This window comes from Sphingomonas sp. (genome assembly GCF_035998645.1).
Lineage (GTDB): Bacteria > Pseudomonadota > Alphaproteobacteria > Sphingomonadales > Sphingomonadaceae > Sphingomonas.
This window is the reverse complement of sequence record NZ_DASYHL010000002.1, coordinates 341,467-356,739: the sequence shown is the minus strand read 5'-3', so window position 1 is coordinate 356,739 and position 15,273 is coordinate 341,467. Positions and strand designations below refer to the sequence as shown.

Sequence of the window (15,273 nt, the reverse complement as noted above, 5' to 3'; positions counted from 1 at the left end):
CTCTCCCCTGAAGGGGAGAGGGCAATTTTGATTACAGCGTCCGTTCGCGCAGCTCGACCTCAAAGGTTTCCAGCATGTCGCCGGCCTTGATGTCGGTGAAGTTCTGCGTGAACGTCACACCGCATTCCAGACCTGCGCGGACTTCGGCGACATCGTCCTTGAAGCGGCGCAGCGATGCGATCTCGCCCTGGTAGATGATGACGTCGTCGCGCGTGATGCGGGCCTTGAGCGCCTTGCGGATCGCACCATCGACCACCAGCAGACCGGCGGCCTTGCCATGCTTGCCCGCCGAGAACACTTCGCGGATTTCCGCACGGCCGACCACGGTCTCGAACGCCTCCGGACCAAGCTGCCCCGCCATGCCGGCGCGGATCTCGTCGGTGAGTTCGTAGATCACGTCATAATATTTGAACGCGACCTTGTGGCGATCGGCGATCTCGCGTGCCTTAGCGTTCGGACGGACGTTGAAGCCGATGATCGGCGCGCCCGAGGCCGCAGCCGCGTTCACGTCGCTTTCGGTAATGCCGCCGACGCCCGCATGCAGCACGCGCGCCTTGATGTCGTCGGTGCTGATCTTGTTGATCGCCGCGACGATCGCCTCGACCGTGCCCTGGGTATCCGCCTTGACGACCAGCGGATATTCCATCGCCTGCTTTTCCTTGAGCGCACTGAACATGCTCTCGAGGCTGGCGGGGGCGTTGGTCGTGCGCTTGTTCTGGATGACGCTGGCGCGATAAGCGGCGACCTCACGGGCGCGCGCCTCATTCTCGACGACCTGCAGCAGGTCGCCCGCCATCGGCACGCCCGAGAGGCCGAGAATCTCGACCGGCATCGACGGACCCGCTTCCTTGATCTGGCGCCCCTTGTCGTCGATCAGCGCGCGAATCTTGCCGCTCTCGGCGCCGACAACGAACACGTCGCCGACCTTGAGCGTGCCGCGCGTGACGAGGATCGTCGCGACCGGGCCGCGGCCCTTGTCGAGCTTCGCCTCGACCACATTGCCTTCGGCAGCGCGGTCGGGATTGGCCTTGAGCTCCATCAGTTCGGCCTGAAGCTGGATCTTCTCGATCAGCGCGTCGAGGCCGGTCTTCTCCTTCGCCGACACCTCGACGTCCTGCGTCTCGCCGCCCATCGCCTCGACCTGGATGTCATGCTCGAGCAGGCGCTCGCGCACCTTCTGGGCATTGGCGTCGGGCTTGTCGATCTTGTTGATCGCGACGATCATCGGAACGCCGGCCGCCTTGGTGTGATTGATCGCCTCGATCGTCTGCGGCATCAGGCCGTCATCGGCGGCGACCACCAGCACGACGATGTCAGTGACGTTCGCACCGCGTGCGCGCATCTCCGAAAACGCTTCGTGACCCGGTGTGTCGAGGAAGGTGACCTTGGACTTGTCCTTCAGCGTGACCTGATAGGCGCCGATATGCTGGGTGATGCCACCGGCTTCGCCGCGCACCACATCGGTACCGCGCAGCGCGTCGAGCAGGCTGGTCTTGCCGTGATCGACATGGCCCATGATCGTCACCACCGGCGGACGCGGCTTCAGCGCATCCTCGGTATCCGCATCGGTATCGAGCACCAGATCGATATCGCTGTCGCTGACGCGCACGATATTGTGGCCGAACTCGGTCACCAGCAGCTCGGCGGTGTCCTGATCGATCGTCTGGGTCAGCGTGACGGGCATGCCCATCTTGAACAGCGCCTTGACCAGATCCGCGCCCTTTTCGGCCATGCGGTTGGCGAGTTCGGCGACGGTGATCGTCTCCGGCACCTTGACGTCACGGACCTGCTTGGCCTGCGGCTCGCGCGGGCCGGAGTGGCGGCGTTCCTTGTCACGTGCACGCTTGAGCGCGGCGAGGCTGCGCGCGCGCGCACCATCGTCACCGCCCGTTGCGCGGTTGACCGTCAGCTTGCCGCCACGACGCTCGTCGCCCTTGCGATCGCGCTGCTGCGGACGCTGCGGCTCGGGCGCACGCGCCGGGGCGCGGTTGGGGCCAAGATTCGGCCCGCGCGGGGCACCGGCAGCAGCGCCACCAGCATTCGCCGGTGCGCTCGCTGTCGCGGCAGGCGCAGCAGCGGCCGCCGGTTCAGGCTTGGCAGGTGCCGGACGCGGAATTTCAGGACGCTGCACCGGGGTAAACAGGCGCGGCGCAGGACGGGTCGAGTCGAGCTGCAAAGAAACCGGCTTGGGCGGCGCAGGCGGAGCGACCGGAGCCGGCGTAACAGGCGCGGCGGCAGGAGCGGGCGCGGGCGCGGGCGCGGGTGCCGCTTCGGCAACCGGCTCTGGCTTTGCTTCGACGACAGGCGGCTTGGCGGCCTCGGCTTCGGCGCGGGCCTTTTCCTCAAGACGGCGCTGCTCGGCCTCGGCGGCCTCGGCACGCTCGCGCTCTTCGCGGCGGCGGGCTTCCTCATTGGCCTGCATCCGCTGATCTTCGGCCTCACGCAGCAGGCGCGCCTGGCGCTCCTGCGCGGTCTCGCCCGCCGGAGCGGCGGGGCGCGGTGCGGGGGCCGGCGGCGCCGGAGGCGCTGCGACAGGTGCGGGTGGCGGCGCCGCTTCTTCCTGCGGCGCACCGGTCTGCGGGCCGAGCATGCGGCGGCGCTTCACTTCGACCACGACGGTATTCGAGCGTCCGTGGCTGAAGCTCTGCTTCACCTGGCCGGTCTCGACCGTGCGCTTCAGCCCCAGCGGCTGGCGCATTCCGAGCTTCGGCTTTTCGTTTTCGGTATCGCTCAAGTGTCTAATTCCTGCTTTTTTCGTCGTTCGTTCGGATCGCCGCAAGGCCCGATGCGCCTTGCGGGCGGGTTTCGCAAGGCTATGGGGCCGGGTCGGGTCCGATAAAATGGAGCAGACGATCGAGTGCTTCGCGCACCCGCGCCGCCGCTCTGGGGTCGGTCAGGCCTGCATGTACCACATTTTCGCGGCCAAGCGCCAAGGACAATATGGTGCGGGGGAACGGCAATGTGAACCCCGTGTCCCCGGAACCTTCGCGGTCGGTGCCGACCCGCAGCGCCTGATCGAGCTTGCGCGCGCCATCGACCCCGGCGTCGGCCGCGTGCAGCAGCAGGTACAGCTTGCCGCTGCGCCCCGCCTTTTCGATGCGCTCGCCGCCGATCACCACATAGCCGGCCTTGGCTTCCAGCCCCAGCCGATCGAGGAACGCGCGCTCGAGCTGCGCGGTCACCCGCGCGCCGAGATCCTCGGGAATGTTCAGATCGCTCGTCTTGAACGCACGCGACAAGGCGCCGCGCAACTGCTTGCCGCTCGCGTCGAGCTGCGCGCGGGTTACGCCGATCCACGCGCCGCGGCCCGGAGCCTTGGCGCGGACATCGGGCAGCACATCGCCATCGGGCGACACGGCAAGCCGGATCAGCCCGTCGCGAGGCTGGCCCTCACGCGAGAGAATGCAGGTGCGGATGGGACCACCATCCGCACGCTGACCATCCGTCAGTTCAGCCGGGCGCTCATTGTTCGGAATCCGCAACAGCGTCCTCCGCGCCGGCCGAAGCCGTCTCTCCTGCGTCGGCGGCTGCCGGCTCGTCTTCGAACCAGTGCGCACGGGCAGCCATGATGATCTCGTTGCCCTGCTCGTCGCTCAGGCCATATTCGCCGAGCACGCCGCCCTTGTCCTGCTCGCGGGCGCTGTCGCGCTGCGGAGCGGCTGGGCCGTCGCCACGACGGCGCGGTTCGGCGCGCTTCTTGGCAACCAGCTCATCGGTGGCGAGGTCGGCGAGATCGTCGAGCGTCTTGATCCCGGCCTTGCCCAGCGTGACCAGCATCGCTTCGGTCAGATACGGCATCGTCGCCAGATCGTCCTCGACGCCCAGCGCACGGCGGGCTTCGCGGTTTGCTTCCTCACGACGCTCGAGCGCCTCGGCCGCGCGGCTCTGCAGCTCGCCCGCCAGATCGTCGTCAAACCCTTCGATGCTCGCCAGTTCGTCGATCTCGACATAGGCGACTTCCTCAAGCTGGCTGAAGCCTTCGGCAACCAGCAGCTGAGCGAGCGTCTCGTCCACGTCCAGTTCGTTCTGGAACATCTCGCTGTTGGTGACGAATTCCTGCTGGCGCTTCTCGCTCGAGTCGGTCTCGGTCAGGATGTCGATCGCCTTGCCGGTCAGCTGGCTGGCGAGACGGACATTCTGGCCGCGGCGACCGATGGCGAGGCTGAGCATGTCGTCGGGAACGACGACTTCGATGCGGTCATCCTCTTCGTCGATGACGACGCGCGCGACATTGGCCGGCTGGAGCGCGTTGACCACGAAGGTGGCCGTATCCGGCGACCAGGGGATGATGTCGATCTTCTCGCCCTGCATCTCCTGCACGACGGCCTGCACGCGGCTGCCCTTCATGCCGACGCAGGCGCCGACCGGATCGATGCTCGAATCGTGGCTGATCACGCCGATCTTGGCGCGCGAACCCGGGTCGCGGGCAGCGGCCTTGATCTCGATGATCCCGTCATAGATTTCGGGGACTTCCTGCGCGAACAGCTTCTTCATGAAGTCGGGGTGCGCGCGCGACAGGAAGATCTGCGGGCCGCGCGTTTCGCGCACGACCTTGAGGATCAGGCTGCGCACGCGGTCGCCGACGCGAACCACTTCGCGCGGGATCTGCGCGTCGCGGCGGATGACGCCCTCGGCGCGACCCAGATCGACCACGACATGGCCGAACTCGACGCGCTTGACGACGCCGGTGATGATCTCACCCTGACGATCCTTGAACTCTTCAAACTGGCGCTCGCGCTCGGCATCGCGGACCTTCTGGAAGATGATCTGCTTGCTTGCCTGTGCCTGGATGCGGCCGAATTCAATCGGGGGCAGTGGATCGACAATGAAGTCGCCGACCTTGGCGTCCTTCTGCAGCTTCTGCGCGCCCTTGAGGTCAACCTGCTTGAAATAATCGTCAACCGCCTCGACCACCTCGACCACGCGCCACAGGCGCAGATCGCCGGTGACGGGATCCAGCTTCGCGCGGATGTCGTTCTCGACGCCATAGCGGTTCTTGGCGGCACGCTCGATCGCGTCCTCCATCGCCTCGATGACGATCGCCTTGTCGATCATCTTCTCGGACGCCACCGAATTGGCAATGGCGATCAGCTCGGCCTTGTTGGCAGAAATGGCGGTGGCCATCAGTCCTGTTCCTCTGCTTCGAATTCGTCCGCGCCCTCGACCGGCGCTTCAATAATCTCGTCGGCTCCCGCCGCCGAAAGGGGTTTGGTTGCGGCAATCAGCCGGTCGGTAATCACGAGCTTTGCATCCTCAATGGTCGCAAAGGCGATGTTGTGGGTCAGCCCGTGCCCGTCGGTGATCGCGATCATGTCGCCCTCCACCCCGGCAAGGTCGCCCTTGAATTGTTTGCGCCCATCGATCTTCTCGGCGAGCGTGATGCGGGCCTCATGCCCCTGCCAGTCCGCGAAGTCCTTGAGGCGTGTCAGCGGCCGGTCGATGCCGGGCGAGCTGACTTCAAGCCGATAGGCTTCGGGAATCGGATCACGGCCTGCCTCTTCGAGTTCATCGAGCCGGTCGGAGATGCGGCGCGACAGGTCGGCGCAATCGTCGATGTTGAGCTGGCGCGTGTCGGGCCGCTCGGCCATCACCTGCAGCGTGCGGTCGCCCTCGCCGCCGAACAGCTTGACGCGCACCAGATCGAAGCCGAGCGCACGTGCCTCAGGCTCGATGATACCGTTCAGGACTGCCAGGTCGGCCAACGCTCAAAACTCCAAATACACCGGAAACACCCCGTCGCCGCCGGACCCGCTGGGGCCGACCTCGCCAAGTTTCCAATGTCGAGAACAGCGCCTCTATAACCGCAAGGCGCGCGAACAGCAAGGCGTTCGACTCTGCCCCTTGGGACCCCTTTTCGCGCGTTGTTTCACGTGCAACATCCAAGCTTTCCGCGCGTTGCGCAGATTGCTTGTGGGAGGATTTGATGCGCCTGTTACCGATCGCCGCCGTTCCGTTCGTCCTGATCGCCTGCACCAGCGCGCAGCCGGGGAACAGCCAGGAAGCGGCCACCGCGTCCACCGGCTTGCCCTTCACCGTCACCCCGGTCGCCGATTTCGACGCGCCCTGGTCGATGACCTTCCTGCCCGACGGGCGGATGCTGGTGACCGAGAAGGCTGGCAAGCTGATCCTGCTGAGCGCCGACGGCAAGACCAAGACCGAAGTGAGCGGCGTCCCCGCGGTCGACAGCGCCGGGCAAGGCGCGCTCAAGGAAATCGTTCTCGCGCCGGATTATGCCAAGAGCAAGCGCGTGTATTTCAGCTTCTCCGAAGCGGGGCCGGGCGGCAAGGGCGTGGTCCTCGCCCGGGCGGTGCTATCGGACGGCGCAACCCCGACACTGACCAACGTCGAGCGGCTGTTCCAGGCCGCGCCCTATGTCGAGGGCAGCGGCCATTATTCAGGGCGCATCGCCTTCGCCCCCGATGGCAAGCATGTGTTCTTCGCCAATGGCGAGCGTCAGAAGTTCGACCCGGCACAGGATCCCAAGTCCACGCTCGGCAAGATGCTGCGCCTGACCCTCGACGGCAAGCCGGCCGGCGATCCGGGCCTGACCGCGAAGGGTTTCCACCCCGCAGTCTGGTCCTATGGCCATCGCAACCTGCTCGGCATCGCATTCGACAGCGCCGGCAATCTGTGGGAGCAGGAAATGGGCCCGAAGGGCGGGGACGAGGTCAATCTGGTGCTGCCCGGCCGCAACTATGGCTATCCGATCGTTTCTGACGGCGACCATTATGACGGCCGCGACATCCCCGACCACAGCACGCGCCCCGAGTTCGAAGCGCCCAAGGTATCGTGGAACCCGGCAATCTCGCCCGGCGGGCTGATCGTCTATTCGGGCAAGATGTTCCCGCAATGGAAGGGCGACCTGTTCATCGGCGGCCTGTCGAGCCAGGCGCTGATCCGCGTCGATGTCACCGGCACCAGCGCCGCCAAGGGCGACCAATGGTCGATGGGCGCGCGCATTCGCGAGGTTGAAGAAGGTCCCGACGGCGCGATCTGGCTGCTCGAGGACGGCGGGCGCGGGTCGGAAGGGCGTCTGCTCAAGCTGACGCGGAAGTAAGCCTTACCCGATCAGGAAATTCATCCGGGCCGCCGCCACCGGGCGGTCCGGATCGTCCTGCCAGGCGAATGCCTCGACATTGGCGACGCGGTTGCCGAGGCGGCTGACCTTGCCCTGCGCGCGCGTCGGCTTCTCGCGCCCGCCGCGCATGAAGTCGACGGTCACGTTGACCGGCTTGATTCGCGCATCTTCACGATCGTCCGCCGCCAGTGCGTGGCGCAGCGCCGCGATCGCCGCCATTTCGAGCAGCCCGGACAGCGCGCCGCCATGGACGAAGCCGGGACGCCCCAGCACGTCGCTGCCGAACGGCATCGTCAGAATCGGCGGGCCATCGCCGCGCTCGATCGTGATGCCGAGCAGCTGCGCATAGGGTGGCAGCGCAAAGCTCATGCCGCGCCCTCCATGAACATGAAGGTACCCGCGACATGCGCGACCGGATCGTCGGGATCGCCGTCATGCGCGACGCCGCGCACGAAGCCGACCGAGCGGGTCACGCGATAGCATTCGCCCCGCCCGATCACCTCGCGCCCGGCGACCGCAGGCCGCAGATAGTCGACGCGCAGGTCGAGTGTCGCATGCGGCAGGAACCCGCCGCGCTTCATCCACACCGCCACGCTGGTCGCCATGTCAAGCAAGGTGATGATCGGCCCCGATGCCAGCACCCCGCGCTTGACATCGCCAATCAGCCGTGGGTCGAACGGCAACGCGAGTTCGCACCAGTCGGGGCCGTGCGCGCGATAGCGGATGCCCAGCGCGTCGCCATGGCCGCCGACGCGGTGCGTGAAGAAGCGTTGGGGGTCAAAGGGGATCGGCGCAGCGCTCATGCCCTGCCCGCTAGCGGGCGCGGCGACGCACCGCAAGCAGGGGGCGTCCGCAACATAAAGCCGAATTAACTCAGCCGTCGCGACCCACCAGCCTAGCCTTACCCCACATCAACACGGGGGATCGACCATGCTGACACTCGCACTGTCCGACATCGCTACGCTGGGCACTCAGGTCGCGATGCATGGCGCGCTCCGTGCCTCCGAAATCGCGGGGGACGAGATTTTCGAGATGATGGTGGCGATCGTCATCATCGTTTACGACACCGCCGCTTGACCAGCTTCGCCCCGGCGGTGTCGGCCGCGCGCGAGCGGGCAACCTGCGCCAACGCCGCCTTTGCCGACGCCGTGCGCGAGCGCATCGCGGCGCGGTTCGACGGGCTTACCGACGCGGACGCGGTGTTGCGACAGGCCCGCGCGTTGCTGGCCGATAGCGGCTGGATCGCCGGGCTGATCGCGCCACTGGTCGATGCCCTGCGCGCCGATCCGTGGTTCGATCCCGCACTCCGCATCACCCGCGACGCAATGCGCACCGCCGTGGTGCTCGCCGACCTGCCCGCAGTGTCGCTAACCGCCAGCGTGACCTCGGCTGCCGCGCTCGCGCGGCTCGATTCTCCCGCGACGCTGGTGCTGTCCGGGCGGCGCGCGCTGACTCTGTATGCCCGGGGCGGGCAGGCGCAGGTGCGGCGATGGCGGCTGGCCGACACGGAACCACGCCGCTGCGTCGAGATCGCGCGCCAGCTTCTCGGCGATGGCGACCTGATCGAACAGGATGGCCGACGCGAGGGACGGCTGATCGTCGCGGCGACGAGCGACGTGGTCGCCGTCACCGCGACCGCCAAACTGGGCGCCGATCCGCTGATGCACGAATTCGCCATTGCCGATGGCCGTCTTGTCCGCAGCGCAACCGCCGACGACCGCAGCTCGCGCGCCGAACTGCTGCTCGCCCTGCTCCGCGCGAGCGGGCGCAGCGATGCGGCCGACAGCTTTGACGCCATGACGCGCGATCCCGCGTTCCACCTGCGCTGGGCCGCGATGCGCGAATGGCTGATGCTCGACGCACGCGCCGCCCGACCCCGGCTGGCGCAGATGGCGGCAGCAGACCCCGATCCGGGGGTACAAGCCGCCGCAGCGCAGACGCTCGACCGGCTCGACGCACGGCTGGCGGCCGCATGACCCGCATGATCAATCCCGGCGCGGGCAGCGCGATGGCGCTCGACGAACTGGTCGAGGCACTCGAGACCACCCCATTCGATCCGCATGACGAGGACAGCTTCGCGGCACTCGGCCCGCTGCTTGCGCGCCTCGGACGCAACCGGGATTTCCTCGCAGACCTCGCCATCGCCGAACTCAAGACGCGCTGCGCCGGACAGGGCGCCGTCAATAGCTACGGCGCGCAGGTGTTCCTGCTGCGCCCGCCCACTGGCCGCTTCGTGCTGCGCGCCAATTTCTGGCCATCCGCCGATGACGGCATCGTCCGGGCAAGCGGCACCGCGCCGTTCGTTTATGGCATGGCGCACGACCATAATTTCCCGTTCCTGACCTATGGCTATCTCGGCCCGGGCTATTGGAGCGATTATTGGGAGCGCGATCCCGCGCAGCCGGAGGTTCCGATGCGCTTCACCGGGCGGCGGCGGATCGAGCCGGGGCAGTTGATGCTTTACCGCATGTCCCGCGACGTCCACGCCCAGCTGCCGCCCGACGCGTTCTCGGTCACGCTCAACATCCTTGGCAGCCATCCGTCGCATCGCTGGATCGACCAGCATCGCTTCGACCCGGCGACCGGAGCCATCGCCGAAGTCCTGACCACCGCGCCGTCGGAGGGGCTCGCAACGATTGCCGCGCATCTGGGCGGCGGCAATGGACTCGACCTGATCGACGATCTTGCCCGCCACCACCCGCATCCACGCATGCGCACGACCGCGCTTACCGCGCTGGCATCGGCGCGTCCGGATTGTCCCGAGGCGTTGGCGCTGATCGCCCGCGCCGCGCCGGATCACCCCGCTTTGGACCCATCTGCGGCAGACAGGGCGCTGCGAAACTGCGCAAAACCGGGGGGTGGCCCCGGTGATTCTATCCGAAGTCGAGATACCTCAGCTTGACGCCGCGGTCCGCGCACGCGGCTATGCGCTGGAGATCGGGTGCTCGGCGGCATGGGGCACGACGCAACCCGCCGCGATCCTGTACCGATATCGTACCGGACAGCGAATCGATGCGGCACCGGTACCGCACATCGCACTGACGCAGGACCGCCGAGCGCTGATCGCGGCGCTCGATGCCGGAGCGGCCGATGCGGTCGTCGACCCGGTCGATCCCGATGAGCTGGCCGCCCGAGTGGATATCAGCATCCGGCGCCGCATGGCGATGACCATCCGGGTGGGCGCGCTGCAGCTCGACCCGGTCGCACGCACAGCCAGTCGCTCGGGCGCGCCGATCGCACTTCTCCCCCGCGAGTTCGCGCTTGTGCGTTACCTTGCCGAATGCGCCGGCCGCTTTGTCAGCCGGCGCGAGCTGTTGGAGCGGGTCTGGGGACTTCGCTTCGACCCCGGCACCAATGTCGTCGCGGTCCATGTCTCGAACCTGCGCGCCAAGCTCGACCGCCCCTTTCCCACCGCGATGATCGAAGGTCGCAAGGGGCTGGGCTATCGCCTCATCGCGGGTTAACGTGCGCGTAAAGCAAGATCGAGCGGAGAGGACCTATGACCGAGCAGCGCGTGACTATCCATATCGCCAACGGCATCGCCGATGTCCGGCTGGCGCGCCCCGACAAGATGAACGCGCTCGACCCCGCGATGTTCGCTGGGATCGCCGACGCGATCGATCAGCTCAACGCCACGCCCGGCCTGCGCGCGGTAGTGCTGTCGGGTGAGGGCAAGGCCTTCTGCGCCGGGCTCGACATGGCGAGCATGGCGGGCGGCGGCGGCGCGCTCGACATCCACGCACGCAGCCATGGCGAGGCCAATCTGTTCCAGCAGGTCGCTTGGGGCTGGCGCACCTTGCCGGTCCCGGTGATCGCGGCAGTTCATGGCATTGCGTTCGGCGGCGGGTTCCAGATCATGTCGGGCGCGGACATCCGCATCATGGCCCCGGGCACGCGCTGTTCGATCATGGAGATGAAATGGGGAATCGTCCCCGACATGGCCGGATTCGCGCTGTGGCGGACGACGGTGCGCGACGATGTGCTGCGCGAACTGACCTATACCGCGCGTGAGTTCGATGCGGAGGAGGCGGCGGCGCTCGGCTTTGTCACCCATCTTTCCGACGCGCCCTATGCCGCCGCGATGGACATTGCCGCCGCCATCGCGGCGCGCAACCCGGAGGCGATCCGCGCCGCCAAACGCCTCGCCAATCTGTCCGCCGATGCCAGCGCCGGCCCGATCCTGGTCGCCGAAAGCGCCGAGCAGGCAAAGCTGATGCGATCGCCCAACCAGATGGAAGCGGTGATGGCGAACATGCAGAAGCGCACACCGAGCTTCGCCGACTGACTCTTCCAATGCGCCTACTCTCACGATAAAGGATCGCCATACCCGATATACGAATGAGAGGATATCCATGCGCGAAGCCGCGATCGTCTCCACCGCCCGGACGGGCATCGGCAAGGCCTATCGCGGCGCGTTCAACGCGACCGAGGCGCCGGTTCTGGCGGGGCATGTGATGAACGCCGCGGTCGAACGCGCCGGGATCGACCCGGCGCGGATCGACGACATCTTCTGGGGCGTCGGCAACCAATGGGGCACCCAAGGCGGCAATGCCGGGCGCATGGCGGTGTTCGCCGCCGGATTGCCGCAAAGCGTCCCCGCCTTCACACTCGACCGCAAATGCGGCTCCGGCCTCACTGCGCTGGCGCTGGCGGCGCGCTCGATCATCGCGGGCGATATCGATGTCGCGCTGTCCGGGGGCATGGAATCGATCAGCCTGACGGTGACCAAGGACGCGCCGCGCTTCGCCAACCACTCGGTGCTCGCCAACGAACCGCACGCCTATATGCCGATGATCGAAACCGCCGAGATCGTTGCCGAACGCTATGGCATCAGCCGGGAGGCCCAGGACGCCTATGCCGCGCAGAGCCAGCAGCGCGCCGAGGCCGGCCTCGCCAAGGGCGCGTTCGTTGAGGAGATTGCGCCGATCACGGTCGAAAAGGCGCTGTTTGACAAGGAAGGCAACCGCACCGGCACCGAGACCGTCACTGTCGCCCAGGACGAAGGCATCCGCCCCGGTACCACCGCCGAAGCGCTGGCAGGCCTCAAGACCGTGTGGAAGGGCGGACAGGTGATCGCGGAGGGCAACCACATCACCGCCGGCAATGCGAGCCAGCTGTCCGACGGCGCCGCCGCCCAGATCGTGATGGACCGCGCCACCGCCCAGGCCGAGGGCAAGGATATCCTCGGCATCTATCGCGGCTTTCAGGCGGCCGGCTGCGGCCCCGACGAGATGGGCATCGGCCCCATTTTCGCGATCCCCAAATTGCTCGACCGCGCCGGGCTGGCGGTCGCCGATATCGGCCTGTGGGAACTCAACGAGGCGTTTGCCAGCCAGTGCCTCTATTGTCGCGATCACCTCGGCATCGATCCCGAGCGCTACAACGTCAATGGCGGGGCCATCGCGATCGGCCATCCGTTCGGCATGACCGGCGCGCGACTGGTCGGCCATGCGCTGATCGAAGGGCGCAAGCGCGGGGTGCGCTGGGTGGTGGTGTCGATGTGCACCGCCGGCGGGATGGGCGCGGCGGGACTGTTCGAGATCGTGTAGCCGTCCCCGCGGTCCGTTTGCCCTGAGCTTGTCGAAGGGCGGTCCCCAACAGCCGTTTCGCTTGCGGCCCTTCGACAGGCTCAGGGCAAACGGACGGTGGGATTACCGCACCCCTTCGACATCACCGAAACGCTTCGCTAGACGGCGCACATGCTTCTCCGTCTCGGTACCCGCGGTTCGCCGCTCGCCCTTGTTCAGGCCAATATGGTCCGCGATGCGCTGCTCGCTGCGCATGGCTGGGCGCCGGAGTCGGTCGAGATCGTGCCGATCCGCACCACCGGCGACCGCGTGCAGGATCGTCCGCTGGCCGAGATCGGCGGCAAGGCGCTGTGGACCAAGGAACTCGACCGCGCGCTGCTCGATGGCGACATCGACCTCGCGGTGCATTCGATGAAGGACGTTGAGACGATCCGCCCGGAGACGATCGCGGTCGCCGCGATGCTGCCGCGCGCCGATGTCCGCGACCGGTTGATCGGTGCGGAATCGATCGCGGCATTGCCCCATGGCGCACGGATCGGGACCAGCTCGCCGCGCCGCGCCGCACAGCTGCGCCGCGTGCGCCCCGACCTCGCCATCGTCGCGCTGCGCGGCAATGTCGACACCCGCCGCGCCAAGGTGGCGGCGGGCGAGGCTGATGCGACCCTGCTCGCCGCCGCCGGGCTCGACCGGCTGGGCTATGGCGATGTCGGCGTGGCGATCGGCGTCGACCAGCTGCTTCCCGCCCCGTCACAGGGCGCGGTCGGGATCGAGGTGCGCGCCGACGACTCCATGACGCGTATCCATGTCGCGGCGATCGGTGATGCCGTCACCGAACGCTGCGTGTGGGCCGAGCGCGCGTTGCTGGCCGCGCTCAACGCCGACTGCCACTCCCCCGTCGCCGCGCTCGCCACGATCGAAACCGACGGCCTGCGGCTGCGCGCCGAGATCCTGAACGAGGATGGATCGGAGCATGTCGCGGTCGAGCGCAGGAACCTCGAGGGCAATCCGCATGAAGCCGCAGAGCTGGCGCAAGCGCTCCTGAGCAGCGCGCCGCCGCATCTGCGCCGCCTGTTTGGACATTGAGCCGCCCGGTCGCCATCCTGCGCCCGCCACCGGGCGGTGCGGCCACCGCTGACCGCGTCCGCGCCGCCGGGCTTGAGCCGCTGCTCGTGCCGCTGTTCGAGGTCGTGCCGCTCGACTGGACGCCGCCCGACCCGAAGCTGTTCGACGCGCTGCTGCTGACCAGCGCCAATGCCGCGCGCCATGCCGGGCCGGGGCTGGCGGCACTGGCGCGGCTTCCCACGCTCGCCGTGGGGCCGGAAACGGGGCTTGCCGCCGAGCATGCCGGGCTGCGCGTCGTCGAATGCGGCAGCCGCGGGGTCGCTGCGTTGCTCGCGCGCCAGCCGTCGAACCAGCGGCTGCTATGGCTCGCCGGGCGCGACCGGATCGTGATTCAGCACACAGCGATCCGCGCCATCCTTCCGGTGTACGCCAATGAAGCCGTCGCACTGACCGCAAACGCAGCGGCGCAGCTGTCCGGCAGCGTCGCGCTGGTCCATTCCGCCCGCGCAACGCGTCAGCTCGGCGCGCAGCTCGACGCGCATGGCATTCCGCGCAATTCGGTACGGATCGCGGCGATCAGCGCGCGCGCCGCCGACGCCGACGGGTGCGGTTGGGCGCGTGTCGCCATCGCTGCGGAGCCCAGCGATGCCGCACTGATCGCGGTTGCACGGCCGCTTGCGATTGACCCCTGACCGCATCGGGAGAATAAGCAGGTCATGACCCCCGACGCCCCGGTTCCAACTGCCCCCGTGCGCGGCAATCCCCTCACGATGATTCTGGTCGCCGTGCTGATCGCGTTCATCGCGGGCCTCGCCGCGATGGCCGTGGTGTTCCGCGCCGGCGACTGGTGGGGCGGCCCCGCCGATACGCCCGTCGCCGTCGTGCAGCCGCCGATCTCCGCCGTGCCCGTCACCGCTCCCGGAATGGACGTCGCCACGCTCGCCGCGCGCGAACAGATACTCGCAGCCCGGCTCGAGTCGCTCGACGCCCGCCTCAAGGCGACCGACGCCGATGCGCGCGTCGCCGCCAGCTATGCCGGCCGGGCTGAGGCGATGATGCTGGTGTTCGGCGCCCGCCGCGCGCTCGAACGCGGGCAGGAACTGGGGATCATCGCGGGCGAGCTGCGCCGTCGCCTCGGCGGTGCCGCGCCCGAAGCGGTGGCGACCGTCGTCGGCGCCTCGGGCGAACCGATCACGCTGGAGGATCTGCGCGTCGCGTTCGACCAGATCGCCCCGCGCCTATCCACCTCGCAGCCCGATGACGGCTGGCTGAGCGCGATCCAGCGCGAGTTGACGACGCTCGTCATCATCCGCAAACAGGATGCCCCCAGCCCCCACCCGCGTGAGCGACTCGCCCGCGCCCGCCGTATGCTGGGACAGGGACATGTCGAAGCGGCGCTGGCCGAAGTCGCGCGCCTGCCCGGCGCACAGGGCGCGGAAAGCTGGATGGCCGCGGCGGGCCGCTACATCGCAACGCGCCGCGCGCTCGACATACTCGAAACTGCGGCGATCGAGGGCAAGGCACAGCCTGTCCCCGGCGCACGCACTCCGGCCCCGGCAGCACCGTCTGCGCCGGCACCGGCACCAATGATTCAGGGAGAGTAAG

General features: G+C 67.9%; 16 protein-coding genes. 10 read left to right on the top strand and 6 right to left on the bottom strand.

Annotated features, from left to right (window positions below):
• Positions 1 to 31: 31 nt before the first annotated feature.
• From infB to rimP, 4 genes are all read right to left on the bottom strand, one after another.
• Positions 32 to 2,734: a translation initiation factor IF-2 gene (gene infB, locus VGN66_RS01950; protein WP_327517174.1), complete on the bottom strand. Its 2,703-nt coding sequence runs from the start codon at positions 2,732 to 2,734 to the stop codon at positions 32 to 34.
• A 79-nt stretch (positions 2,735 to 2,813) separates the two neighbouring features.
• Positions 2,814 to 3,476, bottom strand: a complete 663-nt coding sequence (locus VGN66_RS01945; protein WP_327517563.1) for a DUF448 domain-containing protein — start codon at positions 3,474 to 3,476, stop codon at positions 2,814 to 2,816.
• Positions 3,463 to 5,124 carry a transcription termination factor NusA gene (nusA, locus tag VGN66_RS01940; protein WP_327517173.1) on the bottom strand — a complete coding sequence of 554 codons (1,662 nt, stop codon included), beginning with the start codon at positions 5,122 to 5,124 and terminating at the stop codon, positions 3,463 to 3,465. Before nusA ends, VGN66_RS01945 begins: the two co-directional genes overlap by 14 nt.
• Positions 5,124 to 5,702, bottom strand: a complete 579-nt coding sequence (rimP, locus tag VGN66_RS01935) for a ribosome maturation protein RimP (RefSeq protein ID WP_327517172.1) — start codon at positions 5,700 to 5,702, stop codon at positions 5,124 to 5,126. The genes nusA and rimP overlap by 1 nt, the downstream gene beginning before the upstream one ends.
• A gap of 221 nt (positions 5,703 to 5,923) precedes the next feature.
• Between rimP and VGN66_RS01930 the strand changes: the two genes are divergently transcribed.
• Entirely contained in the window at positions 5,924 to 7,057 is a 1,134-nt protein-coding gene (locus VGN66_RS01930; protein WP_327517171.1) for a PQQ-dependent sugar dehydrogenase, read from the top strand.
• Positions 7,058 to 7,060: 3 nt separating this feature from the next.
• On the opposite strand, the gene VGN66_RS01925 is transcribed toward VGN66_RS01930, so the two are convergent.
• Complete coding sequence (locus tag VGN66_RS01925; RefSeq protein WP_327517170.1) at positions 7,061 to 7,447, bottom strand: PaaI family thioesterase; 387 nt, start codon at positions 7,445 to 7,447, stop codon at positions 7,061 to 7,063.
• Positions 7,444 to 7,881 (bottom strand): PaaI family thioesterase, encoded by a 438-nt coding sequence (locus VGN66_RS01920; protein ID WP_327517169.1) that lies wholly within the window; start codon positions 7,879 to 7,881, stop codon positions 7,444 to 7,446. The genes VGN66_RS01925 and VGN66_RS01920 overlap by 4 nt, the downstream gene beginning before the upstream one ends.
• A 127-nt stretch (positions 7,882 to 8,008) precedes the next feature.
• On the opposite strand from VGN66_RS01920, the gene VGN66_RS01915 reads away from it, so the two are divergent.
• From VGN66_RS01915 to VGN66_RS01875, 9 genes are all read left to right on the top strand, one after another.
• The gene (locus VGN66_RS01915; RefSeq protein WP_327517168.1) at positions 8,009 to 8,155 is read left to right on the top strand and encodes a hypothetical protein; all 147 of its coding nucleotides are present in this window, start codon (positions 8,009 to 8,011) and stop codon (positions 8,153 to 8,155) included.
• Entirely contained in the window at positions 8,152 to 9,054 is a 903-nt protein-coding gene (locus VGN66_RS01910; protein ID WP_327517167.1) for a hypothetical protein, read from the top strand. Before VGN66_RS01915 ends, VGN66_RS01910 begins: the two co-directional genes overlap by 4 nt.
• A complete protein-coding gene (locus VGN66_RS01905) occupies positions 9,051 to 9,980 on the top strand; it encodes a transposase (protein ID WP_327517166.1) in 930 nt (309 codons plus the stop codon). Before VGN66_RS01910 ends, VGN66_RS01905 begins: the two co-directional genes overlap by 4 nt.
• Positions 9,946 to 10,542, top strand: a complete 597-nt coding sequence (locus VGN66_RS01900; RefSeq protein ID WP_327517165.1) for a response regulator transcription factor — start codon at positions 9,946 to 9,948, stop codon at positions 10,540 to 10,542. The genes VGN66_RS01905 and VGN66_RS01900 overlap by 35 nt, the downstream gene beginning before the upstream one ends.
• Before the next feature lie 35 nt (positions 10,543 to 10,577).
• Complete coding sequence (locus VGN66_RS01895) at positions 10,578 to 11,363, top strand: crotonase/enoyl-CoA hydratase family protein (protein WP_327517164.1); 786 nt, start codon at positions 10,578 to 10,580, stop codon at positions 11,361 to 11,363.
• A gap of 67 nt (positions 11,364 to 11,430) precedes the next feature.
• On the top strand, positions 11,431 to 12,627 hold the full coding sequence (locus VGN66_RS01890) for an acetyl-CoA C-acyltransferase (protein ID WP_327517163.1): 1,197 nt from the start codon (positions 11,431 to 11,433) through the stop codon (positions 12,625 to 12,627).
• Between the two features lie 150 nt (positions 12,628 to 12,777).
• Positions 12,778 to 13,689, top strand: coding sequence for a hydroxymethylbilane synthase (gene hemC / locus VGN66_RS01885; RefSeq protein WP_327517162.1), 912 nt, complete (start codon positions 12,778 to 12,780; stop codon positions 13,687 to 13,689).
• Positions 13,686 to 14,360, top strand: a complete 675-nt coding sequence (locus VGN66_RS01880) for a uroporphyrinogen-III synthase (protein ID WP_327517161.1) — start codon at positions 13,686 to 13,688, stop codon at positions 14,358 to 14,360. Before hemC ends, VGN66_RS01880 begins: the two co-directional genes overlap by 4 nt.
• A 24-nt stretch (positions 14,361 to 14,384) precedes the next feature.
• The gene (locus VGN66_RS01875) at positions 14,385 to 15,272 is read left to right on the top strand and encodes a hypothetical protein (RefSeq protein ID WP_327517160.1); all 888 of its coding nucleotides are present in this window, start codon (positions 14,385 to 14,387) and stop codon (positions 15,270 to 15,272) included.
• The last annotated feature ends 1 nt before the right edge of the window (position 15,273 follow it).